Here is a 24,788-nt window from a genome sequence, read left to right as displayed (position 1 = left end):
TCATAGTCAATGAAACAGGTACTTTTTATTCGTCCCGACGCGAATGAGGACGGGAAAATTGCGTGGTGTATTTCCGGCCAGCAGCACGTGAACGTTCTGGATAATCGCGCCGCCTTAAGCACGCTGGCAGACAGTCCGCTGGCAACGCGCGTCTGCCTGCTGTTGCCCGCCAGCGAACTGGTCTTTCGCCAGTTTACACTGCCAAAAAAAGGGCTTTCCATCCAGTCGGCGCCGTTCTCGTGGCTGGCGGAAGAAACGCTGATTGGCGATGTGGACACGTTGCACTGGACGGTACTGCGCAAAAAAGGCCGTGAGGTGGACGCGGTGGCGATTGACGCAGAACGTCTGCGCTTCTGGCTTTCGCTTTGTGAAAAAGCGGGGCTGAACGTGATTCAGGTTCTGCCGGATGCCATTTTACTGCCCGTCAGCGAAGGCGGCGCGACCCTGGTTTCCTGCGGCGACAGCTGGTGGCTGCGCGCCGCGCCGTTTAGCGCCTGTGAGGCAGATGCCGCCCTGATGCCGTTTTTGACCCGCGATCTCGATGGCGACATTTGCTGCTACGGCGACGTCCCGTCCGGCGTCGTCATTACTGAACAGCGGGCGTGGCAGCATCCTCTGACGCTGATTCAGCCGCAGTGGAAAACCTGCCGCGCCAATATGTTGCACGGTCCCTTTTTAGCCTCCGGCACGCACGGCTTCCGGCATGGGAAAGCGATGCTGGCCGCCGCCGTGGCGCTTTCCGTGGGGCTGATGATTGGCCCGCGGATCGCCATGTCCTGGATGCTGGTGCAACAGGAAAACCAGGCGCAGGACGAGATCGTTCAGGTGGCGCAACACTATTTCCCCAGCCTGCGCCAGCAGACCAACATTAAGTATCATTTTGGTCAGAATCTCAAAAAACAGCCGAAAGGGGTCTTTTTACAACTTGACGCCTTGGCGCAAATTAAAAAAAACGTGCCCGCCGTGGAATTAAGCCAACTGGAATATAACGAGGCGCAAAATCAGCTTACCCTGAGCCTGTCGTCACCGGACCCGCAGGCGATCCAGTCATTTGTGAACCAGGCCCGCGGCAGTTTTGATTTTACCCTGCAACCCGTCTCCACCCAGGCGCCCTTTACGGCGATAGTCACCGGGAAATATAAATGAAAGAGCGTATTGCCCAACTGAAAGCGCGTTACCAGAATTACAGTCCGCGCGAGCGTAACCTGTTTACGCTGTGCGCCGCGGCGCTGTGCTGTGCCGCGGTCTATTACGGCGGCATCATCCCGCTGGACACTATGATTAAAAACAGCGAATCGACATTATTACGGCAAAAAGAGACTCTGCGCTGGATGCGCGAAGAGATCGATAAAAATCATTTGCAGGCGAAGGTATTAAAAACCAGTAATCCGCGCCAGGTGATCGAAGAGAGCGCGAAAGAGATCCATTTGCCGCTGACGGATATTCGCCAGCATGAGCAGTCTCTCGAACTTGTTGTTGAGAAGGTGAACGTTGTTGAACTGAAAAACTGGCTGCGTGAACTGAATCTTTCCTCAGGCGTGCGTCTGGAAAAAATGGCGTTAATGCCGGTCGACCGCGCCAGCAGCGTCAAGGCGACGCTGGTACTGAGCTGGAAAAAAGCCGCATGAATGCCCTGACCGCCTTCAGAGAGGGCTATCCGCTGGGGTTTTGCGTTATGAGCGGCGTGTTCGGCAGTATCATCGGCAGCTTTTTGGGCGTGGTGGTCGAGCGCCTTCCGCCGATGCTGCTGGAGGAAGAAGACGCAGGGAATTTGCTGTTTCCCGCCTCGCACTGTCCGGCATGCGGACATGTGTTGGCCTGGTGGGAAAATATTCCTCTGTTGAGCTGGTGCTGTCTGCGGGGACGCTGCAGCCACTGCCGGGTCGCTATCCCGCTTCGTCTGTTAATGGTCGAATGCCTCAGCGCGCTCTTCTTTGCGCTGACCGCCGCTTTCGCGCCTTCGTTGCCTGCGCTGATCGCGCTGTGGATCTTGTGGACCGGCCTGTTGCCGCTCACCTTCATCGACGCCCGTTATCTTCTGCTACCGGACTCTTTAACCCAGCCTCTGTTGTGGGCCGGGTTGTTGTTCCACGCCTGTGTTCATACGCTACCGTTAACCGACGCCCTTTATGGCGCGATAGCCGGTTATCTGTCGTTGTGGCTGGTGTATTGGGGATGCCGCCTGTTGACCGGGCGCGAGGGACTGGGTCAGGGGGATGGTAAACTGTTTGCCGCGCTGGGGGCCTGGTGCGGCTGGCAACCGTTGCCGTACATTCTGCTGCTTGCCGCGCTCACTGGCATCGTTATCTATGTGTTGTTATATAAATCCACTGGCAACGACCGACAAATTCCTTTTGGCCCCGCCCTTTCATTGGCGGGAGTAATTATTTTTATTATTCAATCCTGGCAATTCACATTCTAAGTGCCGCTGCAAGTATTTTTTCATCTATTTTCGCCGAGGGAATGAAAGGACGAAGGGTGTTTCCCGGATTATTATGCAAGGGTAAAAAAAAGGATGGTTTGCAAATAAATAGGGAGGATGTCCATAATTAATAATCTTTAATGAGCCGTCCTGGTTCATACCGTTATTCATTTATTAGTACTTCTCATTGTCGTTCATGCTTTAAGGAAGGCATGGTTATTTTCATATTCACAAATAAAGTTATCGGGAATTAATAATGAAATTTATGAAGCCAAAATATCTGGCGTTGTTTGTCGCTGCGGCAACAAGCTCTGTATTTGCAGCGGCGCCAGGGACGCCGTCTATTTCCAGCGGTAATGATAAATTTGCCCTCGTGGAAGTGGATCAGGCTGCTCAGGATTATAACAACCTCGTTAAAGTGCATAACGACGGCGTTGACGTGAAAGTGGAGTGGAACGTGTGGAGCGGCGATGCGCCGACTTCCGCAAAAGTACTGCTGGACGGTAAAACCGTCTGGACCGGTGCTGGCAGCGCGTCTGGCTCTGCGACCTTTAAAGTAAAAAAAGGCGGGCGCTATCAGGAACAGGTGGAATTGTGTAACGACAGCGGTTGCACCAAGAGCGCCAGTAAGCTGATTATCGTGGCGGATACTGACGGTAGCCATCTGCTGCCGCTGAATACCCCGCTGCTGGAAAATAACAAAACCTTCGCGCAGCATACCGACAAAGTGGTGGGCGCCTACTTCCCGGAGTGGGGCGTCTATGACCGCAACTTCTCCGCCGATAAAATCCCGGTGGCGAACATCAACCACCTGCTGTATGGCTTTATTCCAATGTGCGGCGGCGACGGTATTAACGACAGCGCCAAATCGTCTGGTGCGCTGGAATCCCTGAAACGCGCGTGCCAGGGACGTCAGGATTACACCGTGGCGATCCACGATCCATGGGCGGCGCTGCAGAAACCGCAGCAGGGCGTAAGCAACTGGGATGACCCGTACAAAGGTAACTACGGTCAGCTGATGGCGATGAAAAAAGCGCATCCTGACCTGAAAATTCTGCCGTCCGTCGGCGGGTGGACGCTGTCCGATCCGTTTTTCCAGATGGACAATAAAGTCCTGCGCGATCGCTTCGTCGCCTCTGTAAAAGAGTTCCTGAAAACCTGGAAAGTGTTCGACGGTGTGGATATTGACTGGGAATTCCCGGGCGGCGGCGGTGAGAACGCCAAACTCGGCAATCCGCAGACCGATAAGGCCACGTACACCGCGCTGATGCACGATCTGCGTCAGATGCTGAACGAACTGTCGGCTGAAACGGGCCGTACCTACGAGCTGACCACCGCAATCGGCGCGGGCAAAGATAAGATTGAAGACGTTGACTACAACACGGCGCAGCAGTACCTCGATCATATCTTCCTGATGAGCTATGACTTCTACGGCGCGTGGAGCAACACCGATCTCGGCCACCAGACCGCACTTTATGGCGCGTCTTGGAAACCGGACACCAACTACACCACCGATAACGCAGTGAAAGCGATGCTGGAGCAGGGCGTACAGCCTGGCAAGATCGTCGTCGGCGCGGCGATGTACGGACGCGGCTGGACCGGCGTTCACGGCTACACTGGCGACAACCCGTTCACCGGCACGGCTACCGGTCCGGTGAAAGGCACCTGGGAAAGCGGCATTGTTGACTACCGTCAGATCGTCAACCAGATGCTGGGCAAACCGGGTTGGGAATACAAATACGATACCGCTGCAGAAGCGCCGTATGTATTCAACAAGTCTACCGGCGAGCTGGTGACCTACGACAATGCCCGCTCCGTTGAAGCGAAAGGCAAATATGTCCTGAACAACAACCTCGGCGGTCTGTTCGCGTGGTCTATCGAGTCCGATAACGGCGATATCCTGAACGCCATGAACGAAGGTCTGATGGGCGGCAGCTCCACGCCGGTTGAGCCGGTAAACACCAACCACGCGCCGGTCGCTTCTGCGGTTGACCAGAGCGTAACTGGCCCGGCGACCGTGATGCTCGACGGTTCGGCTTCCCGCGATCAGGACGGCGACGCGCTGACCTACAAGTGGACGCAGATTTCCGGCGCCACCGTAGCGATTGCCAACAGCACCAGCGCTAAAGCCAGCATCAACCTGCCAGCGGTTACCCTCGATCAAACTCTGGCATTCCGTCTGACGGTCACTGATGCGAAAGGCCTGAGCAATGCGGTGGATGTCCAGGTAGTGAATAAAGCGCCGAAAGCCAACCAGGCTCCGGTAATCAACGCCATGGAAGCCGTGAGCGTGACCGCGGGCGAGTCTCTGTCTCTGCATGCGCAGGCAACCGACCCGGATGGCGATGCGCTGACCTACAGCTGGAGCGTACCGGCAGATATGAACGCAACCGGTACGGATACGGCGAACGTGCGTATCACTGCGCCAGACGTGGCAAACGCCTCCACCTTCACCCTGAGCGTGATCGTGTCCGACGGTAAGACCAGCGTACAGTCTAACGTGCAGGTGACTGTGAATCCGAAAGCGGTACCGACTCCGGCAGAGGAAGACACCCATCCGTCTGATGAAGGCAACACCCCTTCAGACGAAGGTACTACCCCGTCTGATGAAGGCAACACGCCGTCTGATGAAGGTAGCGCAACAGATTCCTGCGACAACCCGGTTGACGCTAACGCCAGCAAATACGCGGCATGGGAATCCAGCAAAATCTACAACGGCGGCGATACCGTGAGCTTCGACCATCTGGTATGGAAAGCGAAGTACTGGACGCAGGGTAACCAGCCGGGCTTCGGTGCGGAAGCCTGGGAACTGGTCAGCCAGGTGAAATTCAACTGGCGTTCCGATGTGGTCTACAACGGTGGCGATACCACAACGTATGAAGGGTCTGTGTACCGTGCGAAGTGGTGGACCATGGGCGACAACCCGGCAAACAGCGATGTATGGGTGAAGGAAGGCGCAGCAACCGACTGCAAATAATTTCACCGCAGGTCGCGGGGAGTACGCTCCCCGCACCTCTGGACCACACCCCGCTTCGGGTGTGGTTCTTCTCACCTGACAGGATGTAAAAAGGAGCCAATTAACCCGTTTATCAGGAGAAAAAATGAAACGTATCATATTTTTGCTGCTGATTATCAGTCAGAGCGTATTCGCTAACTGTTGGGATAACGCCGCGCATTATTACCATGTGGATCCTTATCTCTTATATGCAATAGCAAAAGTTGAATCCGGGATGAATCCCTATGCCGTAGGGGTAAATCACGATGGCACCCGGGATGTCGGTTTGATGCAAATTAACAGCTCGCATTTTACAGAACTGCAACGACACGGGATTGATGAATACCGGCTGATTGCCGAGCCGTGTACCTCAATTATGGTGGGGGCTTCGATTCTTTCCGACATGATTAAAGTCTATGGCAATAACTGGGAAGCCGTTGGCGCTTATAACGCTGGGCTGAAAAAAGAAAACTACCCTCAACGCATGATCTACGCGCGCAAGGTATGGAATAAATATCAACAGTTAAAAAAACCTTACCGCGGATGACTTTTATTTTTTGAAGAATACCCACGCGTGTTCTTCTAAAAGTGAATGTCGCACTGGAGGGCTTATTTATTGACGGATTAATAAATAAACCAGGGGATTAATTATCTTATTGTACTCTTCAAGGAAAACTGAAATGAACAAACGGACATTATTAAGTGTACTTATTGCCGGCGCGTGTGTGGCGCCGTTTATGGCGCAGGCCAGCAATCTGCAGGCGACCAGCGGTGAGCCTTATACCATGAAGGCCAGCGACCTGGCGAAAAAAGAGCAGGAGCTGACCAACTTTCCGCTGATGCAGTCGGTAAAAGAGACTATTCGCACCCTCGATAACGCCTCAGTTGAACTGATCGAGCCGGGTCGCGCCGCCAATCCGGAAAACGTCAAGCGCGTGGAAGGCATCGTGAAAGCGTCGGACTGGGAATACCTGTTCCCGCTGCGCGCGCAGGCGTACACCTACAGCAACTTCCTGAAAGCGGTCGGTAAATTCCCGGCGCTGTGCCAGACCTATAACGACGGTCGCGACAGCGACGCGATCTGCCGTAAAGAACTGGCGACTATGTTCGCGCACTTCGCCCAGGAAACTGGCGGCCATGAAAGCTGGCGTCCGGAGGCCGAATGGCGCCAGGCGCTGGTTCACGTCCGCGAGATGGGCTGGAGCGAAGGCCAGAAGGGCGGCTATAACGGTGAATGTAACCCGGACGTATGGCAGGGGCAGACCTGGCCGTGCGGTAAAGACAAAGACGGCGACTTCCTGAGCTACTTTGGTCGCGGCGCGAAGCAGTTGTCCTATAACTACAACTACGGTCCATTCTCGGAAGCGATGTATGGCGACGTGCGTGTACTGCTCGACAAACCGGAGCTGGTGGCGGACACCTGGCTGAACCTGGCGAGCGCGATCTTCTTCTTCGCTTACCCGCAGCCGCCGAAGCCGAGCATGTTGCAGGTGATCGACGGCACCTGGCAGCCGAACGAACACGATAAAGCCAACGGTCTGGTGCCGGGCTTCGGTGTGACCACCCAGATCATCAACGGCGGCGTGGAATGCGGCGGCCCGACGGAGATCGCCCAGTCACAGAACCGTATCAAGTACTACAAAGAGTTCGCCAATTACCTGAAAGTACCTGTTCCGGCTGATGAAGTGCTGGGTTGCGCCAACATGAAACAGTTCGACGAATACGGCGCGGGCGCGCTGAAGATTTACTGGGAGCAGGACTGGGGGTGGAGCGCGGACACGCCAGACGGTAAAACCTATGCTTGCCAGTTGGTGGGCTACCAGACGCCGTTCAGCGCCTTTAAAGACGGCGACTACACCAAATGCGTGCAGAAGTTCTATAACGTGAACATTGTGAATGACGACGGTACGCCGGTCACACCTGCCGATACCACACCGGCGGACACCACGCCGTCTGAGGATACGCCTGCCGATACCACTCCGCCAGATGACACGACCCCGGCGGATACCACGCCGGCAGACGATACCGCGCCAGTGGTGGTCAACCACGCGCCGGTGGCGATTATTTCAGGGCCGGTTGGCGCGGTTGAAGCGGGGGCGCAGGTTTCGCTGAGCGCGGAAAGCTCTACCGATGAAGACGGTAATAAACTGACCTATACCTGGCGTTCGCAGGACGGTCAGACCCTTTCCGGCGAAGACAAAGCGGTGGTGACCTTTACCGCGCCGGAAGCCGCTACGGCGAAGCAGTACGAAGTGAGCCTGACCGTCAGCGATGGCGAACTGAGCAGCACCGCATCCTATCTGCTGAACGTGAAAGCAAAGGCCTCGACGCCGTCTGAAGATGAAGGCGCTTACCCAGGCTGGAGCGCTAACAGCACGTACAACGCAGGGGACATCGTGAACAACCACGGTAAACTGTTCCAGTGCAAACCGTTCCCGTACAGCGGCTGGTGCAACAACGCGCCAACCTACTATGAACCCGGCGTGGGTCTGGCATGGTCCGACGCATGGACCGCGCTGTAAGGTAAACGCAAAGCGGCAACCAGAGGTTGCCGCTTTTTTGCGATTTTGCCGCCCGGAAAAGTCACCTTCCGGCGGTGAGCGGTTTAGCGATGTAATTTCCCGTGATCGCGCAGCCAGGCTGCGGTTCTGATAATTCCGTCATCAAGCGTCACCACCGGTTTATATCCCAACTCGTCCCCGGCGCGGCTGATATCCAGCGTAAAATCAAAATTCAGCTTTGACACGCCATAGTGGGTAAGTGCGGGCTCTTTTGCGGATTTGTTGCCGAAACGCTCCATGCTGCGGGCGATCATGTCCAGCATCGGGTAGGGAACAGAGCGGATCCGACAGTGGATATTCAGTTCATCAATCAGCTTTTGCACAATGCTGCGCAGGGTTCTCGGCTCGCCGTTAGTGATGTTATACACCCGGCCAGAGGGCAGGCTGTCGCACTGCGCCTGGCTGGCCAGCCACATCGCGTGAATCGCATTTTCATAGTAGGTCATATCCACCAGCGCGCTGCCGCCGTGGGGCAACAGCACGCTGCCGTACTGGTGCATCATGTGCGCCAGTCGCGGGATAAACACTTTGTCATGGGGGCCAAACAGACTTTGCGGACGCAGCACCGTAAATCGCGTCTGCGGGTTAGCCTGCGCCAGCAGATTAATCACGTCTTCACCGGCGGCTTTACTGCGGGCAAACTCGTTGGCGAAACGGTGAGGGCGAAAATCCTCTTTAATACCGCGATGATGGTGGTAATCGAAATAGAGCGAAGGGGAGGAGATATGAATGAAATTACGCACGCCCCACGCCACCGACCATTCGCCAAGACGACGGGTTGCGCGGACGTTGGCCAGATCAAAGGCTTCCTGGGTTCCCCACGGCGAGGTGAAGCTTGAGCAGTGCCACAGCGTGTCGATGCCCGCGAGCATGACCTTCGCCTGTGACGAAACCAACTCGGTCAGATCCGCATGGACAAATTCCGCGCCCATCTTCTCGAGCAGTTTTCCCATCGCCTCATTGCGACCGGTGGCTCTGACGCTGATGCCTTTGTTGCGCAAAAACTCAACCGCGTTTCGTCCCAAGCCGCTGGTTGCGCCGGTAACCAGTACCTTCATATCAATCCACTGTGTTTTAAAAACGTCGTGCGCATTCTTCCGTGAATTACGTCGGTATGCAATGGGAAACGTGAAACAATACAGTCTCTTTTTACTTATTTTCTGTGATTTGTTCTGCAAGTCGGGCAATTTTCTTTGCCATTCCCCGGAAGATAAACAGGTGCGCCGGAATCATCAACAGCCAGTAAAAAAGGCCCGGCATCCCGTGCGGATGCCACCAGGCGCGCACGTCAATCTGTCGGTGATCCCCTTTATCCTCAAGAGTAAAACTGAGGCGGCCCAGCCCCGGCGCCTTCATACCGAACAGCAGGGTCAGCTGTTTTTCCGGCTCGACAATAATCACCTTCCAGCTGTCCACCGTATCGCCGGGCTGTAAAAGCGCATGTTCGGGGCGACCTTTCGCCAGCCGATGGCCGACCAGCAGATCCATCGCCGCGCGGGTTTTCCACAACGCATTGCCGAAGAAATATCCCTCTTTGCCACCGAGACGGTTCACGACCTGCCACAGCGCCTGCAGACTGGCAGAGGTGCTGACGGTAAAGCCAGCCTGTTTGGCGAAAAAACCGTACTCAGGCCGCCAGCGGGCAAATGCCTGCGCGTCGTAACCCCAGTCGCTGGAGTTAACCAGCTTCTCTTCTTCTTTCAGCGTCCTGCGCACCGCGTCGTCGAAGGCAATCAGCTTTTGCGGGATCAACGCGCGTAGCGCCCTGTCGTCAGCCAGCAGGTCGTGCTTCAGTCCCTGGATCAGCGCTTTCGCGGTCGTGGGGGGAACAGAGGTGATCACGTTAAGAAACCAGACGGAAATCCAACGGGTCGGAAAGGGGATGGGAAGGAGCGGACGGCGTTTGCCGCTGACCGTCATGAAATGTTCAAACTGCGCCTGATAGCTCAGCACTTGCGGCCCGGCAGCTTCCAGCACCCGATGTTCGCGGGTGGGATGGTTGAGCAGTTCCACCAGGTAATGCAGCAGGTTCTCCAGCGCGATGGGGGTGGTGCGCGAGCGCACCCAGCGCGGCGGCGTGAGAATCGGCAGGTTGTAGACCATATCGCGCATCACTTCAAACGCGGCGGAGCCTGCGCCGACGATGATCCCGGCGCGCAGTTCGGTGACCGGCACGCCGGACTCGCGCAACGTGTCTGCCGTCAGTTGCCGCGCGCGCAGGTGGTCCGACTGCTCATGTTCGGGCGCCTGTAGCGAGCTGAGAAAAATCAGCTGATTAACCGGCGTTTCGCGCAGGGCGTCACGCACGTTCAGCGCCACCTGCCGTTCATGGGCGATAAAGTCGCCGCCTTCGCCCATGCCGTGAACCAGATAGTACAGGGTATCGATGTTTTTCAGCAGGGCGGGCAGCGCGCGCGGCCAGTTCAGATCGATGTTATGGCAGCTGACGTTCGACAGCTGCATTTTTTCCAGCCGTTCGGTGCGACGTGCCGCCGCCAGCACCTGATGCCCGTGCGCGCTGAGCGCCTGCACCAGATGTTGACCGATGTATCCGCTGGCGCCAAGCACCAGAATGCGTTGCGGCACGGTTGTCTCCTTAGCGGTTCAGAAAGGCGCGCCAGTGGGCGACAACGTCGGCAAGCTGCTCGCGCGAGACGTCCAGATGCGTGACCAGACGTACCACGGGCGAGGCATTGATCAGCACACCGTGGTCTTTCATATACGCGCCCAGCGCCGCCGCGCGTTCTTCGCCTACGCGAACGAACAGCATGTTGGTGTCATGACGCGTCACTTCCGCGCCAGCGTCACGCAGCTGTTCCGCCAGCCACGCGGCGTTGTCGTGATCGTCCTGCAGGCGAGCGACATTGTTTTTCAGCGCATACAGCCCGGCGGCGGCCAGAATCCCCGCCTGACGCATACCGCCGCCGGTCATTTTGCGCCAGCGCGTGGCGCGCTTGATGTAATCATGGCTGCCGACCAGCAGCGACCCGACCGGCGTACCCAGCCCTTTCGACAGGCAGATAGTGAACGAGTCGCAATATTGGGTGATCTCTTTCAGCGCGCAGCCGTAAGCGACCACGGCGTTAAAGATGCGCGCGCCGTCGACATGCAGCGCCAGACCGCGCTCACGGGTAAACTCCCACGCGGCTTTCAGGTATTCGCGCGGCAACACTTTGCCGTTGTGGGTGTTTTCAAGACTGAGTAGCTTCGTGCGGGCGAAATGAATATCGTCCGGCTTAATTTTCGCCGCCACCTTATCCAGCGGTAATGAACCGTCTGCCGCTGCGTCAATGGGCTGCGGCTGGATGCTACCGAGCACTGCCGCGCCGCCCGCTTCAAAGAGATAGTTATGCGCGCCCTGACCGACGATATACTCTTCACCGCGTTCACAGTGGCTGAGCAAGGCGACCAGATTGGCCTGGGTGCCGGTGGGTAAAAACAGCGCGGCCTCTTTGCCGCTGAGTTCCGCGGCGTAGCGCTGAAGTTCGTTAACGGTAGGGTCATCTCCGTACACGTCATCGCCAACCGGGGCGGCCATCATGGCTTCCAGCATGGCGCGGCCCGGTCGGCTGACGGTATCACTGCGTAGATCGATCACGGCATTTCCTCTGTAAAGTTAGGGTAATGCCTTCTGTTTTACCTGAGCCAGTTGGTTTTTGCCAGTTCGATCACTTCGTCGCCGCGCCCGCTGATGATCGCCCGCAGCATATACAGGCTGAACCCTTTGGCCTGCTCCAGTTTGATCTGCGGCGGGATCGCCAGCTCTTCTTTGGCGACCACTACGTCCACCAGTACCGGACCGTCGATAGCGAAAGCACGCTGTAGGGCTTCATCCACCTCTGAGGCTTTTTCAACGCGAATACCGGTGATGCCGCAGGCTTCGGCGATGCGGGCGAAATGGGTGTCATGCAGCTCGGTGCCGTCGGTCAGGTAACCGCCGGCCTTCATCTCCATCGCCACGAAGCCCAGCACGCTGTTGTTAAAGACCACGATTTTGACCGGCAGCTTCATCTGTACCACCGAGAGGAAATCGCCCATCAGCATGCTGAACCCGCCGTCGCCACACATCGCCACGACCTGGCGCTCCGGCGCGGTAGCCTGCGCGCCCAGCGCCTGCGGCATGGCGTTCGCCATTGAGCCGTGGTTAAACGAGCCGAGCAGTCGGCGCTTGCCGTTCATTTTCAGGTAACGCGCCGCCCATACCGTCGGCGTACCGACGTCGCAGGTAAAGATGGCGTCATCGGCGGCAAAACGGCTGATCTGTTGCGCCAGGTACTGCGGGTGGATGGCTTTGTCGCTCGGTTTCGCCAGATCGTCGAGTCCTTTGCGGGCGTCGCGGTAATCGTTCAATGCTTTATCAAGGAATTTTCGATCGGTTTTTTCTTCCACCAGCGGCAGTAGCGCCGTCAGGGTCGCTTTGATGTCGCCGACCAGCGCCATATCAACCTTACTGTGCGCCCCGATGCTCCCCGGATTGATGTCGATCTGGATAATTTTGGCGTCGGTGGGGTAGAAGGCGCGGTAGGGGAACTGCGTGCCGAGCAGCACCAGGGTGTCGGCGTTCATCATGGTATGGAAACCGGACGAGAAGCCGATAAGCCCGGTCATGCCCACGTCATAAGGATTGTCGTATTCGACGTGCTCTTTGCCGCGCAGGGCGTGCACGACAGGCGCTTTGATTTTGGCGGCAAACTCAACCAGCTCGTGATGGGCGCCCGCGCAGCCGCTGCCGCACATCAGCGCGATATTGCTGGAGTAACGCAGCAGTTGCGCCAGTTTGCGCAGCTCTTCTTCCGCGGGGGTGACGACCGGCATCGGCGCATGATACCAGTGGCTGCTGGCGCCTTCCGGCGCGGGTTTCAGCGCTACGTCGCCCGGGAGCACCACGACCGACACGCCGCGATTCAGTACCGCTTTGCGCATGGCGATCGCCAGGACCTGGGGGATCTGCTCAGGGCTGGAAACCAGCTCGCAATAGTGGCTGCATTCACGGAACAACTCTTGCGGGTGGGTCTCCTGGAAGTAACCGCTGCCGATCTCGCTGGAGGGAATATGGGCGGCAATCGCCAGTACCGGAACATGGTTACGGTGGCAGTCAAACAGGCCATTGATTAAATGCAGGTTGCCGGGGCCGCAGGAGCCTGCGCACACCGCCAGATTGCCGGTAAGCTGGGCCTCCGCGCCAGCGGCAAACGCCGCGACCTCTTCGTGACGGGTCGACATCCACTCAATCGTTCCCATGCGATTGAGACTGTCGCTCAGGCCGTTCAGGGAATCGCCCGTTACGCCCCAGATGCGTTGCACTCCGGCCTGTTCCAGCGTTTTTGCAATAAAAGCGGCAACCGTTTGTTTCATGGTTCTCCATCTCCTTCAATGTGATAACGGTTACAAGTTTAGTTGAAGATGGCAAAAAGGCCGGATGGCGTCAGCGCATCCGGCCTGAAGGGGGAGACCGGATAAGCGCAACGCTTTCCGGCAAGGTATCACTACGCGAGGACCAGATCGCCCTGTGGATGGCAGGAGCAGGCCAGCACGTAGCCTTCGGCGATTTCCGCGTCGGACAGCGTCATGGTACTGCTGACCGTATACTCACCGGAAACCACTTTGGTTTTACAACAGCCGCAGACGCCAGCACGACAGGCGACAGTAACCGGCACTTTGTTGCTTTCCAGCGCGTCCAGCAGTGTGGTGCCGACGGGCGCGTAAAACGTTTTTGCCGGTTGCAGTTTGGTAAATTTCAGACCGCTGGTAGCGGCTTCTGCCACCGGCGTAAAGAACTTCTCTTTGAAAAAGCGCGTCACGCCAAGCGCTTTCACTTCCTGTTCGACCCAATCCATATACGGCGCCGGGCCGCAGGTCATTACGGTACGCGAGGTAAGATCGGGTACCTGCTGCAACAGTGCAGGGGTCAGGCGACCGGCGACAAAACCATGAGTGGCGTTATTTTCTGCCACCAGCGTGACCGGGTACTGCTGCCACTCTTCGGCGAAAATCACGTCCTGCGGCGAGCGTACGTTAAAAATTACCTGCACGTCGGCCTGTGGGCGATACTTCGCCAACCAGCGGCGCATTGACATGATCGGCGTGACGCCGCAACCGGCGGCGAGCATCAGGAATTTATCGTCTGCTTTATCGTCGCAGGTAAATTCGCCCATCGCGTCGGACAGCCAAATGTAGTCGCCGCGCTTCACGTCGCGGGTTAACCACTGCGAACCTGCCCCGCCGTCAATCCGGCGAACGGTCAGCGTAATATACTCGCTGACGCCCGGCGTGGAAGACAGCGTGTAGGCACGCAGCGTGTCCGCAGCGTTACGCACGCTCACCAGTGCATACTGCCCGGCGCGATACGGATAATAGTCGTGGCACAGCAGGGCTATTGTCCAGACATCCGGCGTTTCCTGATGGATGTGATGGACCTGCATCCGCCATGGGCACTGATTGGTTGGCATCGTCATCTTTTACTCCTTACGCGCTCAGCAACTGCTTCATATCGTCTTCAACGGTGGTGACGGAACGCAGACCGAATTTTTCGTTGAGCACCGCCAGCAGATCCGGGGTGAAGAAGCCCGGCGCGGTCGGTCCGGTGACGATATTTTTCACGCCAAGCGACAGTAGGGTCAGCAGAATAACGATCGCTTTCTGTTCGAACCAGGAGAGCACCAGGGAGAGCGGCAGATCGTTGACGCCACAGCCCAGTTTTTCCGCCAGCGTGACCGCCAGAATGATAGCGGAGTAAGCGTCGTTACACTGCCCGGCATCCACCAGACGCGGCAGCCCTTCGATATCGCCAAACTCGAGCTTGTTGAAGCGGTATTTGCCGCAGGCGAGGGTGAGGATCAGGCAGTCATCCGGCACGCTGGTGGCGAAGTCGGTGAAATAGTTACGTTCGCCGCGCGCTCCGTCGCAACCGCCGACAAGGAAGATGTGACGCAGTTTTTCCCGGCTGACCAGGTCGATCAGCGTATCTGCCGCCCCAAGCAGAGTCTGACGGCCAAAGCCGACGGTGATCAGGTGCGGAATCTCGCTGTACGGGAAGCCTGCCATCTGCTGCGCTTGTGCAATCACCGGACCGAAATCGTCGCCTTCGAGATGACTGACGCCCGGCCAGCCGACGATGCTGCGGGTCCAGATACGGTCGTCATAAGTGCCCACGGTCGGATCGATGATGCAGTTTGAGGTCATCACGATAGGCCCAGGGAAGCGGGCGAACTCGACCTGCTGGTTCTGCCAGCCGCTGCCGTAGTTACCGACCAGATGTTTGAATTTACGCAGTTCCGGGTAACCGTGAGCGGGCAGCATTTCGCCGTGGGTGTAGACGTTAACGCCGGTACCTTCGGTCTGCTCCAGCAGATTATAGAGATCTTTCAGATCGTGACCTGAAATCAGAATACATTTGCCTTCAGTGGCTTTCACGTTGACCTGAGTTGGCGTGGGGTGACCGTATTTTGTCGTCTCACCGGCGTCGAGAATGCTCATGACCTTAAAGTTCATCTGGCCGATTTCCATCGAGCATTCCAGCAGCGCGTTCATGTCGGCAGGCCAGGTGCCCAGCCACGCCATGATTTTATGGTACTGCGCGTAGATGTCGTTGTCGTATTGACCGAGCACATGGGCATGCTCCATATACGCCGCCGCGCCTTTCAGGCCGTACAGGCAGAGCAGACGCAGGCCGAGAATGTTGTCGCCAATCGCCGCTTTGTCTTTGTTCGGGGTAAATTCTGCCGCCTGGCGCTGCAGGTCACCGAGATCGTCGCTGACCAGTTGCAGTTCCGCCATCGGATTGTCGCAATGGGCGCTGGCGTCTACGCTCAGGCACTGGGCTTTTAGCGCTTCACGCATGGCGATGGCGTCACGGGCATAGCCCACGATACGCGGGGAATCGAAGTTAACGTTAGTCAGCGTAGAGAAAAACGCGCGCGGCGCGAAACTGTCAACGTCATGATTAATGATGCCGTATTCACGGGCTTTCACCGCCCATGCAGACAGACCCTGTAGGGCAGCGATCAGCAGATCCTGCAAATCGGAGGTTTCAGCCGTTTTACCGCACATACCCTGCGCGTAAGAGCAGCCGTTTCCTGCCGGAGTACGGATAGTTTGTTCACATTGCACACAAAACATGGTCACACCCTTAAAGTTATATTTAATATACATGTTTAAGATTATGCCTGAGCACGAAAGGAGAAAAGGGATTTCTGATACAACTTACAGGGAGATTGATTTAGCGCAATTTTGGCGGCAGAGACCTACCGCCATCGGGGTATTACGCAGAGAAAAACGCCATCAGGATCGGCACCAGCAGGCTGAGGATAAAGCCATGTACAATGGCGGCTGGCACCATCTCCAGTCCGCCCGTGCGCTGTAAAACCGGCAGGGTGAAGTCCATCGATGTCGCCCCGCACAGCCCCAGCGCGGTGGAGCGGCTGCGGCGCACCAGGCCCGGAATCAGCATAATGGCGATCAATTCGCGCGCCAGATCGTTAAAGAACGCGGCGCTGCCAATCACCGGACCATAGGATTCCGTCAGCAAAATACCGGACAGGGAGTACCAGCCAAACCCGGACGCCATCGCCAGCGCGGTTTTGATCGGCAGATCGAGAATAAAAGCATTGATTAAGCCGCCGAACAGGGAACTGGCGACCACCACGACGGCGACAATCATGCCCCGGCGATTAAGAATAATTTGCCTTAACGTCATGCCGCTATTGCGCAGTTGGATCCCCACCAGCAGTAACAGAAGAATCAGGGTATATTCGCTGGCTTCGGTCGCATGCTGCAAAAGAGAGAAACCGCTGAGTCCCAGCAGAAAACCCGCCACCACCACGCCGCATAATTTTAGCGACTCCAGCGCCATGGCAATACGCGACGGCAGTTTCTCCTGCTGATGATGGTGTCGCCAGGGTAATGAACGTTCCAGCCACAGCAAGGCCACAATATTACAGAGTAAAATAACGCTAATACTGACTGCGGAATAATGAAAAATAGCGAGCAGATTACTCGCCAGATTATCCAGAAAGGCCAGGCTAATACCCATAAAAAAGAGAATCAGATAAACCATCCAGCTTAACAGGCGATTAATGAGTTTTAATGCCGCGTTGTGCCGCAGCGGAATGAGATAACCTGCAATCAGCGGAAGCAGAATAATGAGAAGTCCAGAAAACATGAACAGCCGGTCCTTGTAAGAATCGTTTAGCGTCAACGACACTACCCAATAAAGTCTGTCCCGTAAAGCGGCAAAAAGAAAGCCGGGCGACGCTGGCGCTCACCCGGTTCACAATCGAACGTATTTGCAGGCCAGGAGAAGCATCGCGCTTACCCGGCCTGTTATCATTAATCGCGTTTTTCCAGCAGGGTGCGATAAATAAGCCCACCGAGGATCCCGCCGATAATCGGCATCACCCAGAACAGCCACAGCTGTTCCAGCGCCCAACCCCCCTGGAAGATCGCGACTGCGGTACTGCGCGCCGGGTTCACAGAGGTATTGGTCACCGGAATGCTGATCAGGTGAATCAGGGTTAACGCCAGGCCAATCGCGATGGGCGCGAAACCGGCAGGGGCGTATTTATCCGTTGCGCCATGAATGACCAACAGGAAACCGGCTGTCAGGACAATCTCAATGACAATGGCGGACAGCATGGAATAGCCGCCCGGTGAATGTTCGCCATAGCCGTTAGAAGCAAACCCGCTGGCTGCCGCGTCGAAGCCCGTTTTACCGCTGGCAATAAGGTACAATACGGCCGCCGCAATAATCCCGCCGATCACCTGGGCAATAATATAGCCAATGACCTCTTTCGCCGGAAAACGGCCGCCAGCCCATAAGCCTAATGTTACCGCTGGATTAAAATGACCGCCGGAAATATGCCCCACAGCGAACGCCATCGTTAATACGGTAAGACCAAATGCCAGCGCGACACCCGCAAAACCGATGCCTAATTCCGGAAAGGCTGCTGCCAGCACAGCGCTCCCACAGCCACCAAAAACAAGCCAGAATGTACCAAAACATTCAGCCGCTAATTTTCTGAACATATCCACCTCAATAAGAAATAACCACAAACGTGGTGTCAGTAATATTCGTCTACAGGACGACGAAACAATAAATAGCGCGCTATTTTAAAAACGAACGTCGTCCATTCTCTAGCTAAATAAATCCAGATCGTTTGATGTAGGGCAATGAGGCGTCATTCCTTGCTCAGATTAATCTTATTTGAAGTGTAGCGTATGTTCGGATGAAAGTGAGCGAACAAAATCTGAATTTATACGGCGAAAAATCCGGCTATTTAAATTTGGCAGTGAGCATAATTCATCTTCTTAATTGTTCATAAATCAGTCTATTAGCACGCTTAATTTTACCCGGGTCACGTCAGCGACGCGCATTTGCCGTTATACTGCGAGAAGCTAAAGGGAAAAGTGACATTTGTCTGGAGGAAGCATGATTCTCGAACGCGTTGAGATTGTTGGGTTTCGCGGTATCAATCGGCTGTCGTTAATGCTGGAGCAAAACAATGTGCTGATTGGCGAAAACGCCTGGGGTAAATCCAGTCTCCTTGACGCGCTGACGCTGCTGCTTTCGCCTGAGTCAGAGCTGTATCACTTTGACCGCGACGATTTCTGGTTCCCGCCTGGCGATGTCAATGGCCGTGAGCGGCATTTGCACATTGTCCTGACCTTTCGCGAATCACAACCGGGACGCCACCGGGTGCGGCGTTATCGACCGCTTGAAGCCTGCTGGTCGCCGTGTCGCGACGGCTATCAGCGCATCTTTTATCGCCTGGAAGGCGAAAGCGCCGATGACGGCAGCGTGATGACGCTGCGCAGTTTCCTTGACGGCGACGGTCATCCTCTGTCGGTGGACAATATTAATGACCAGGCGCGGCATCTGGTGCGTTTAATGCCGGTGCTGCGCCTGCGCGACGCACGGTTTATGCGCCGCATCCGTAACGGTACGGTGCCTGACGTCAAAGATGTCGAGATCACCGCTCGTCAGCTCGATTTTCTGGCTCGCGAACTGGCGACGCGTCCGCAAAACCTGACCGATGGCCAGATCCGCCAGGGGCTGTCAGCAATGGTGCAACTGCTGGAGCATTACTTTACCGAGCAGGGAACGTCCCAGTCGCGGCACCGGTTAATGCGCCGTCGTTCGAGCAACGAACAGCGCAGCTGGCGCTATCTCGACATTATTAACCGGATGATCGACAGACCCGGCGGGCGGACCCACCGGGTGATTCTGCTGGGACTGTTCTCGACGCTGCTGCAGGCGAAGGGCACCGTCAGACTGCATAAAGACGCCAGGCCGCTGCTGCTGGTGGAAGATCCGGAAACCCGCCTGCATCCCATCATGCTCTCAGTGGCCTGGCAACTGCTCAACCTGCTGCCGCTGCAGCGAATCACCACCACCAACTCCGGTGAACTGCTGTCGCTGACGCCCGTTGAGCACGTCTGCCGCCTGGTGCGTGAATCTTCCCGCGTGGCGGCCTGGCGTTTAGGGCCAGGTGGTCTTAGCCCCGAAGACGGGCGTCGTATTGCGTTCCACATTCGTTTTAACCGCGCCTCCTCGCTGTTTGCCCGCTGCTGGTTGCTGGTGGAAGGGGAAACCGAAACCTGGGTGATCAACGAACTGGCCCGTCAGTGCGGCTACCATTTTGACGCTGAAGGGATCAAGGTGATCGAGTTTGCTCAGTCCGGGCTGAAGCCGCTGGTGAAGTTTGCCCGGCGGATGGGGATCGAGTGGCACGTGCTGGTGGACGGCGATGAGGCCGGGAAGAAATATGCGGCGACGGTCCGCGGTCTGCTGAATAACGACAAAGAGGAAGAGCGCGAGCACTTAACGGCGCTGCCAGCCCTTGATATGGAACATTTTATGTATCGCCAGGGCTTCTCGGACGTTTTTCACCGGGTGGCGCAGATCCCGGAAAACGTGCCAATGAATATCCGTAAAATCATTTCGAAGGCGATCCATCGCTCATCGAAACCGGATCTAGCCATCGAAGTGGCGATAGAGGCCGGACGGCGCGGCGTTGACGCGGTGCCGGTGCTACTGCGCAAAATGTTTTCGCGCGTCTTGTGGCTGGCGCGCGGCCGGGCGGATTAATGGCTAAAGCGGCGGGGCACCTGTTCGACAACGCTGTCGAGCAGGGCGTAGCGGCGACGGTATTCGGCCCGTTTTTTACTGGCGATATCCGCCTCGCTTTTGCGTGCAATGGTTAAGGGCAGGGCGTAATAGCCGGCGTCGGTCATTTCACCGCCCAGCGATGACCAGAACGCGTCATAGTCGGCATGCATCTGGGTTTTTTTATCCATGTAGCGCCAGCTGCGATAGACATGTACAGCGTTGCTGACCGCCAGAATCTGCTCGACCTGCGCAACCCGGGCAAACTGGCACAGCGCTTCCATCACGATCCTTTTCGGAAAGAGGCCATAACAGGCTTTGGTCGCCTGCTGTATAACCTCATGCGGAACATCGTTTGCCGCCCCCTGCAAGCCACCGATAAACAGGGTACGTTTTCCGTTTAAGTAGCAGAAGGTAAACGTGATTTCTGCCAGAATACGTTTCTGCGCGTCACGAATCACGACCGTACTTTCTCCCTCTTTATCCAGGGAGACGAGGCTGACTAAATCCAGCTGGAATGGCGCATCGTCTTTCGCGGTTATTTGTGCCAGACCGAGGCCGTAATGGCTTAAATAACCGATCTGCTGCTCGCGGGTGAGCAAGTTACGCATCATCTCATAGTGCGTGCAAAGCGCGTTCAGCGCAGTGTGCCGTTTAATATTCACCGCCATATACGGTCGGTGCAGACGGATCGGCAGGCGCGGCTGGCGTGTTAACAGCGTGTCCAGCTCCGGCCATTGCGTCAGATTGTCTAACAACTGACTGGTTGCCCGCGGCATTAATAGCGAGCGAATAAGAAATTTCCGCCGAAAACTGGCTTTCCGCCAGAATTTACCCGGCAGTAATTGTCCGCGCGTCAGGCGCATAAATAATTGTAAAGGGGACGCGACGTCGGAAGGGTAGAAGGTATTATCAGTAATCTGTGACATGATCGAAATCCGCAACATGATGTATGCGAAAATTGAAACATGCTGAATCTTAACCAATCGTCAATGCCCGCCGCGCGCGCCTTTGCGTTTGCGGGTTGTTTAGATAAGGTTGATATTCGCAGGCAAAACTACCATCAGGATTAATATGGGTATTAAGGGAAAAAAAATTAAAAAGCGCTATCTGCTGCTGATATTCATTCTTATCCTGGGGGCGATTGCCCTCTGGCGGACGCTTAATGCGCCAGTGCCAACGTATCAGACGCTGATCGTCCGTCCGGGCGATCTTCAGCAGAGTGTGCTCGCCACCGGTAAACTGGATGCGCTGCGTAAAGTTGACGTCGGCGCCCAGGTGAGCGGGCAGTTGAAAACGTTGTCGGTGGCGATTGGCGATAAGGTGAAAAAAGATCAACTGCTGGGGGTTATCGACCCGGAGCAAGCGGAAAACCAGATCAAAGAAGTGGAAGCGACGCTGATGGAGCTTCGCGCCCAGCGCCAGCAGGCTGAAGCCGAGCTGAAGCTGGCGCGGGTCACGCTCTCCCGACAACAGCAGTTGGCAAAAACCCAGGCCGTCTCGCAGCAGGATCTCGACACCGCCGCGACGGAAATGGCCGTTAAGCAGGCGCAGATCGGCACCATCGATGCCCAAATCAAGCGTAATCAGGCCTCCCTGGATACCGCTAAAACCAATCTCGACTATACGCGTATCGTCGCGCCAATGGCCGGCGAAGTGACCCAAATCACCACCCTGCAGGGGCAGACGGTTATCGCGGCGCAGCAGGCGCCAAATATCCTGACGCTGGCGGATATGAGCACCATGCTGGTGAAGGCGCAGGTGTCTGAGGCGGACGTGATTCACCTCAGGCCGGGACAAAAGGCATGGTTTACCGTACTGGGCGATCCGCAAACCCGTTATGAAGGGGTGCTGAAAGACGTTCTGCCGACACCGGAAAAAGTTAACGACGCGATTTTCTATTACGCCCGGTTTGAAGTACCGAACCCAAAAGGCATTCTGCGGCTGGATATGACCGCCCAGGTGCATATCCAGCTCACCGACGTGAAAAATGTGCTGACTATACCGCTCTCCGCGCTGGGCGACCCGGTGGGCGATAACCGTTACAAAATCACCTTGCTGCGTAACGGCGAAACCCGCGAGCGGGAAGTGTCAATTGGCGCGCGTAATGACACCGATGTCGAGATTATCAAAGGGCTGGAAGCGGGTGAGGAAGTGGTTATCGGCGAAGGCAAGCCAGGAGCGGCGCAATGACGGCGCTGCTTGAGCTGAGCAATATCCGTCGCAGTTATCCCTCCGGTGAGGAGCAGGTGGAGGTGCTCAAAGGCATCACTCTGCAAATCAACGCCGGGGAGATGGTCGCGATTGTCGGCGCGTCCGGCTCCGGTAAATCGACGTTGATGAATATTCTTGGCTGCCTCGATAAGCCCACCAGCGGCACCTACCGGGTGGCGGGGCGCGACGTGTCGACCTTAGACAGCGATGCGTTGGCGCAGCTGCGCCGCGAGCATTTTGGCTTTATCTTCCAGCGTTACCACCTGTTGTCGCACCTGACGGCGGCGCAAAATGTCGAAGTGCCCGCCGTCTATGCCGGTACCGAGCGTAAGCAACGTCTGGCCCGCGCTCAGGAACTGCTCCAGCGGCTCGGGCTGGGCGATCGCCTGGACTACCAGCCTTCGCAGCTGTCCGGCGGACAACAGCAGCGTGTCAGTATCGCGCGTGCGTTGATGAATGGCGGGCAGGTGATCCTGGCTGACGAACCGACCGGCGCGCTCGACAGTCGCTCCGGCGAAGAGGTGATGGCGATCCTGCACCAGTTGCGCGATCGCGGGCACACGGTGATTATCGTCACCCACGATCCGCAGGTTGCCGCACAGGCTGAGCGGGTGATTGAAATTCATGACGGCGAAATTGTGCGTAATCCCCCGTCGCAGTCCCCCCGGCAGGGAAAAGGCATCCAGGAGCCGACGGTGAAAACGGCATCCGGGTGGAGCCAGTTTGTCAGCGGATTTCGCGAAGCGCTCACCATGTCCTGGCGGGCGTTAGCGGCGAATAAAATGCGCACCTTGCTGACCATGCTCGGGATTATTATCGGCATCGCGTCAGTGGTGTCGATTGTGGTGGTCGGCGACGCGGCGAAACAGCTGGTGCTGGCCGATATCCGCGCCATTGGCACCAACACCATTGATATCTATCCCGGCAAAGATTTTGGCGACGACGACCCGCAATACCAGCAGTCGCTGAAGTATGACGATCTCAGCGCCATCCAGAAGCAGCCGTGGGTGACCTCGGCGACGCCTGCCGTGTCGCAGAATTTACGTCTGCGCTATGGCAATACCGATGTGGCGGCCAGCGCTAACGGCGTCAGCGGCGACTACTTTAACGTATACGGGATGACCTTCAGCGAGGGGAATACCTTCAACCGTGAACAGCTTAACGGTCGGGCGCAGGTGGTGGTGCTGGACAGCAATACCCGGCGTCAGTTATTTCCGCATAAAGCGAGCGTGGTGGGCGAAGTGATTCTGGTAGGCAATATGCCCGCGACGGTTATTGGCGTGGCGGAAGAAAAACAGTCGATGTTCGGCAGCAGTAAAATTCTTCGCGTCTGGCTGCCCTACAGCACCATGTCCGGGCGCATTATGGGACAGTCGTGGCTGAACTCGATCACCGTGCGGGTGAAGGACGGGTTTGACAGCGCGCAGGCCGAGCAGCAACTCACCCGACTGCTGACCTTGCGGCATGGGAAAAAAGATTTCTTCACCTGGAACATGGACGGCGTCTTGAAAACCGCTGAAAAGACCACACGTACTCTTCAGTTGTTCCTGACGCTGGTAGCGGTCATTTCGCTGGTGGTTGGCGGGATCGGCGTGATGAACATTATGCTGGTGTCGGTGACCGAACGGACGCGGGAGATAGGCATTCGCATGGCGGTTGGCGCGCGCGCCAGCGACGTGCTGCAACAGTTTTTGATTGAGGCGGTTCTGGTCTGCCTGGTCGGCGGGGCGCTCGGGATTACCCTGTCGATGCTGATTGCCTTTACGCTGCAACTGTTCCTGCCGGGCTGGGAGATTGGTTTCTCGCCGGTGGCGCTGTTGACGGCATTTATGTGCTCGACCGTGACCGGCATCCTGTTCGGTTGGCTGCCTGCGCGAAACGCGGCGCGGCTGGATCCGGTAGATGCGCTGGCGCGGGAATAAACGGCATCGTAGGGCGGTTAACCCCGCGTTGCCTGACGCAAAATAAAAATGCCAGCCGATCGGGCTGGCATTTTATCTGCGGGATGTACACAATGAGACAGTAGAGCTATGCAACAGCTTCTGCCTCGATGGGCACGATGACGCTGGCGTGATTGCCTTTTGGCCCCTGGTGTACATCAAACTGGACAGACTGTCCGGCTTTTAGCGTTCTGTAACCATCCATCTGAATGGTGGAATAATGAGCGAAAATATCTTCGCCGCCGCCTTCAGGGCAGATGAATCCAAACCCTTTGGCATTGTTGAACCACTTAACAGTACCCGTTTCCATGCTTCGACATCCTTCGTGAATCTTTATAAGTAAGATGGAATGAACCGGTGGTGGAGTGGGGGCTGTATAAAACCTCGCCAACTCTCAAAACTACAATTTAGAGAAATCAGGCCAGGCGTCAAGCGTTTGACAGGGTAGTTTGGGTAAAAATGAATCAAAAATTTGAAGCAGTTAACGCTATTTGCCGTAATGTGACAGATGTCGCGGATGCCAGTGATAGATGATAGTTATCTGTTACTTGAG

Annotated in this window: 20 protein-coding genes; 10 read left to right on the top strand and 10 right to left on the bottom strand. The window is 56.5% G+C overall.

Features of this window, described 5'->3' with window-relative positions:
- Nucleotides 1-9 precede the first annotated feature (9 nt).
- The 6 genes from gspL to APU02_RS08980 all read left to right on the top strand — a co-directional run bounded on the left by gspL (nucleotide 10) and on the right by APU02_RS08980 (nucleotide 7,939).
- On the top strand, nucleotides 10-1,146 hold the full coding sequence (gspL, locus tag APU02_RS09005) for a type II secretion system protein GspL (protein WP_060569867.1): 1,137 nt from the start codon (nucleotides 10-12) through the stop codon (nucleotides 1,144-1,146).
- Entirely contained in the window at nucleotides 1,143-1,628 is a 486-nt protein-coding gene (locus APU02_RS09000) for a type II secretion system protein M (RefSeq protein ID WP_042284884.1), read from the top strand. The genes gspL and APU02_RS09000 overlap by 4 nt, the downstream gene beginning before the upstream one ends.
- Nucleotides 1,625-2,422, top strand: a complete 798-nt coding sequence (locus APU02_RS08995) for an A24 family peptidase (RefSeq protein ID WP_042284882.1) — start codon at nucleotides 1,625-1,627, stop codon at nucleotides 2,420-2,422. Before APU02_RS09000 ends, APU02_RS08995 begins: the two co-directional genes overlap by 4 nt.
- A 256-nt stretch (nucleotides 2,423-2,678) precedes the next feature.
- Nucleotides 2,679-5,399, top strand: a complete 2,721-nt coding sequence (locus tag APU02_RS08990; RefSeq protein WP_060569866.1) for a glycosyl hydrolase family 18 protein — start codon at nucleotides 2,679-2,681, stop codon at nucleotides 5,397-5,399.
- 124 nt (nucleotides 5,400-5,523) lie between these two features.
- Entirely contained in the window at nucleotides 5,524-5,964 is a 441-nt protein-coding gene (gene iagB, locus APU02_RS08985; protein ID WP_060569865.1) for a type III secretion system invasion protein IagB, read from the top strand.
- 133 nt (nucleotides 5,965-6,097) lie between these two features.
- Nucleotides 6,098-7,939: a chitinase gene (locus APU02_RS08980; RefSeq protein WP_042284873.1), complete on the top strand. Its 1,842-nt coding sequence runs from the start codon at nucleotides 6,098-6,100 to the stop codon at nucleotides 7,937-7,939.
- An 83-nt stretch (nucleotides 7,940-8,022) separates the two neighbouring features.
- Here the strand turns inward: APU02_RS08980 and APU02_RS08975 are convergent, their stop codons facing one another.
- The 8 genes from APU02_RS08975 to aqpZ form a co-directional block, all read right to left on the bottom strand.
- Nucleotides 8,023-9,036, bottom strand: coding sequence for an NAD(P)-dependent oxidoreductase (locus tag APU02_RS08975; protein ID WP_060569864.1), 1,014 nt, complete (start codon nucleotides 9,034-9,036; stop codon nucleotides 8,023-8,025).
- A gap of 91 nt (nucleotides 9,037-9,127) precedes the next feature.
- Nucleotides 9,128-10,564, bottom strand: a complete 1,437-nt coding sequence (locus APU02_RS08970) for an SDR family oxidoreductase (protein WP_060569863.1) — start codon at nucleotides 10,562-10,564, stop codon at nucleotides 9,128-9,130.
- A 10-nt stretch (nucleotides 10,565-10,574) separates the two neighbouring features.
- Nucleotides 10,575-11,576 (bottom strand): low-specificity L-threonine aldolase, encoded by a 1,002-nt coding sequence (gene ltaE / locus APU02_RS08965; protein WP_060569862.1) that lies wholly within the window; start codon nucleotides 11,574-11,576, stop codon nucleotides 10,575-10,577.
- Between the two features lie 38 nt (nucleotides 11,577-11,614).
- Nucleotides 11,615-13,333, bottom strand: a complete 1,719-nt coding sequence (gene poxB / locus APU02_RS08960) for a ubiquinone-dependent pyruvate dehydrogenase (RefSeq protein WP_042284864.1) — start codon at nucleotides 13,331-13,333, stop codon at nucleotides 11,615-11,617.
- Between the two features lie 131 nt (nucleotides 13,334-13,464).
- Entirely contained in the window at nucleotides 13,465-14,433 is a 969-nt protein-coding gene (gene hcr / locus APU02_RS08955; RefSeq protein WP_060569861.1) for an NADH oxidoreductase, read from the bottom strand.
- A gap of 10 nt (nucleotides 14,434-14,443) precedes the next feature.
- Nucleotides 14,444-16,096, bottom strand: coding sequence for a hydroxylamine reductase (hcp, locus tag APU02_RS08950; RefSeq protein WP_060569944.1), 1,653 nt, complete (start codon nucleotides 16,094-16,096; stop codon nucleotides 14,444-14,446).
- A 142-nt stretch (nucleotides 16,097-16,238) separates the two neighbouring features.
- A complete protein-coding gene (locus tag APU02_RS08945) occupies nucleotides 16,239-17,138 on the bottom strand; it encodes a lysine exporter LysO family protein (RefSeq protein WP_060569860.1) in 900 nt (299 codons plus the stop codon).
- A 167-nt stretch (nucleotides 17,139-17,305) separates the two neighbouring features.
- Nucleotides 17,306-18,001, bottom strand: coding sequence for an aquaporin Z (gene aqpZ / locus APU02_RS08940; protein ID WP_060569859.1), 696 nt, complete (start codon nucleotides 17,999-18,001; stop codon nucleotides 17,306-17,308).
- 403 nt (nucleotides 18,002-18,404) lie between these two features.
- Between aqpZ and APU02_RS08935 the strand changes: the two genes are divergently transcribed.
- Nucleotides 18,405-20,063, top strand: coding sequence for an ATP-dependent endonuclease (locus tag APU02_RS08935; RefSeq protein WP_060569858.1), 1,659 nt, complete (start codon nucleotides 18,405-18,407; stop codon nucleotides 20,061-20,063).
- On the opposite strand, the gene APU02_RS08930 is transcribed toward APU02_RS08935, so the two are convergent.
- Complete coding sequence (locus APU02_RS08930; RefSeq protein ID WP_042284854.1) at nucleotides 20,060-21,010, bottom strand: VirK/YbjX family protein; 951 nt, start codon at nucleotides 21,008-21,010, stop codon at nucleotides 20,060-20,062. The two genes, APU02_RS08935 and APU02_RS08930, sit on opposite strands and share 4 nt — an antisense overlap.
- Before the next feature lie 145 nt (nucleotides 21,011-21,155).
- Between APU02_RS08930 and macA the strand changes: the two genes are divergently transcribed.
- The gene (gene macA / locus APU02_RS08925; RefSeq protein ID WP_060569857.1) at nucleotides 21,156-22,274 is read left to right on the top strand and encodes a macrolide transporter subunit MacA; all 1,119 of its coding nucleotides are present in this window, start codon (nucleotides 21,156-21,158) and stop codon (nucleotides 22,272-22,274) included.
- Nucleotides 22,271-24,217: a macrolide ABC transporter ATP-binding protein/permease MacB gene (gene macB / locus APU02_RS08920; RefSeq protein WP_042284850.1), complete on the top strand. Its 1,947-nt coding sequence runs from the start codon at nucleotides 22,271-22,273 to the stop codon at nucleotides 24,215-24,217. Before macA ends, macB begins: the two co-directional genes overlap by 4 nt.
- 106 nt (nucleotides 24,218-24,323) lie before the next feature.
- Here the strand turns inward: macB and cspD are convergent, their stop codons facing one another.
- Nucleotides 24,324-24,545: a cold shock-like protein CspD gene (cspD, locus tag APU02_RS08915; RefSeq protein WP_042284847.1), complete on the bottom strand. Its 222-nt coding sequence runs from the start codon at nucleotides 24,543-24,545 to the stop codon at nucleotides 24,324-24,326.
- A gap of 149 nt (nucleotides 24,546-24,694) precedes the next feature.
- On the opposite strand from cspD, the gene APU02_RS26900 reads away from it, so the two are divergent.
- Entirely contained in the window at nucleotides 24,695-24,769 is a 75-nt protein-coding gene (locus APU02_RS26900) for a hypothetical protein (protein ID WP_217968143.1), read from the top strand.
- Nucleotides 24,770-24,788 lie beyond the last annotated feature (19 nt).

Source organism: Citrobacter sp. 50677481, assembly GCF_001463265.1.
Lineage (GTDB): Bacteria > Pseudomonadota > Gammaproteobacteria > Enterobacterales > Enterobacteriaceae > Citrobacter_A > Citrobacter_A sedlakii.
Note: the sequence above shows the minus strand (reverse complement) of the source record. Positions and strands in the feature narration are given on the sequence as shown.

Excerpts from the sequence above, each read along its gene's own strand:
- gspL (WP_060569867.1), top strand. The coding sequence starts at position 10 with ATGAAACAGGTACTTTTTATTCGTCCCGACGCGAATGAGGACGGGAAA.
- APU02_RS09000 (WP_042284884.1), top strand. The coding sequence starts at position 1,143 with ATGAAAGAGCGTATTGCCCAACTGAAAGCGCGTTACCAGAATTACAGT.
- APU02_RS08995 (WP_042284882.1), top strand. The coding sequence starts at position 1,625 with ATGAATGCCCTGACCGCCTTCAGAGAGGGCTATCCGCTGGGGTTTTGC.
- APU02_RS08990 (WP_060569866.1), top strand. The coding sequence starts at position 2,679 with ATGAAATTTATGAAGCCAAAATATCTGGCGTTGTTTGTCGCTGCGGCA.
- iagB (WP_060569865.1), top strand. The coding sequence starts at position 5,524 with ATGAAACGTATCATATTTTTGCTGCTGATTATCAGTCAGAGCGTATTC.
- APU02_RS08980 (WP_042284873.1), top strand. The coding sequence starts at position 6,098 with ATGAACAAACGGACATTATTAAGTGTACTTATTGCCGGCGCGTGTGTG.
- APU02_RS08975 (WP_060569864.1), bottom strand. The coding sequence starts at position 9,036 with ATGAAGGTACTGGTTACCGGCGCAACCAGCGGCTTGGGACGAAACGCG.
- poxB (WP_042284864.1), bottom strand. The coding sequence starts at position 13,333 with ATGAAACAAACGGTTGCCGCTTTTATTGCAAAAACGCTGGAACAGGCC.
- hcr (WP_060569861.1), bottom strand. The coding sequence starts at position 14,433 with ATGACGATGCCAACCAATCAGTGCCCATGGCGGATGCAGGTCCATCAC.
- hcp (WP_060569944.1), bottom strand. The coding sequence starts at position 16,096 with ATGTTTTGTGTGCAATGTGAACAAACTATCCGTACTCCGGCAGGAAAC.
- APU02_RS08945 (WP_060569860.1), bottom strand. The coding sequence starts at position 17,138 with ATGTTTTCTGGACTTCTCATTATTCTGCTTCCGCTGATTGCAGGTTAT.
- aqpZ (WP_060569859.1), bottom strand. The coding sequence starts at position 18,001 with ATGTTCAGAAAATTAGCGGCTGAATGTTTTGGTACATTCTGGCTTGTT.
- APU02_RS08935 (WP_060569858.1), top strand. The coding sequence starts at position 18,405 with ATGATTCTCGAACGCGTTGAGATTGTTGGGTTTCGCGGTATCAATCGG.
- APU02_RS08930 (WP_042284854.1), bottom strand. The coding sequence starts at position 21,010 with ATGTCACAGATTACTGATAATACCTTCTACCCTTCCGACGTCGCGTCC.
- macA (WP_060569857.1), top strand. The coding sequence starts at position 21,156 with ATGGGTATTAAGGGAAAAAAAATTAAAAAGCGCTATCTGCTGCTGATA.
- macB (WP_042284850.1), top strand. The coding sequence starts at position 22,271 with ATGACGGCGCTGCTTGAGCTGAGCAATATCCGTCGCAGTTATCCCTCC.
- cspD (WP_042284847.1), bottom strand. The coding sequence starts at position 24,545 with ATGGAAACGGGTACTGTTAAGTGGTTCAACAATGCCAAAGGGTTTGGA.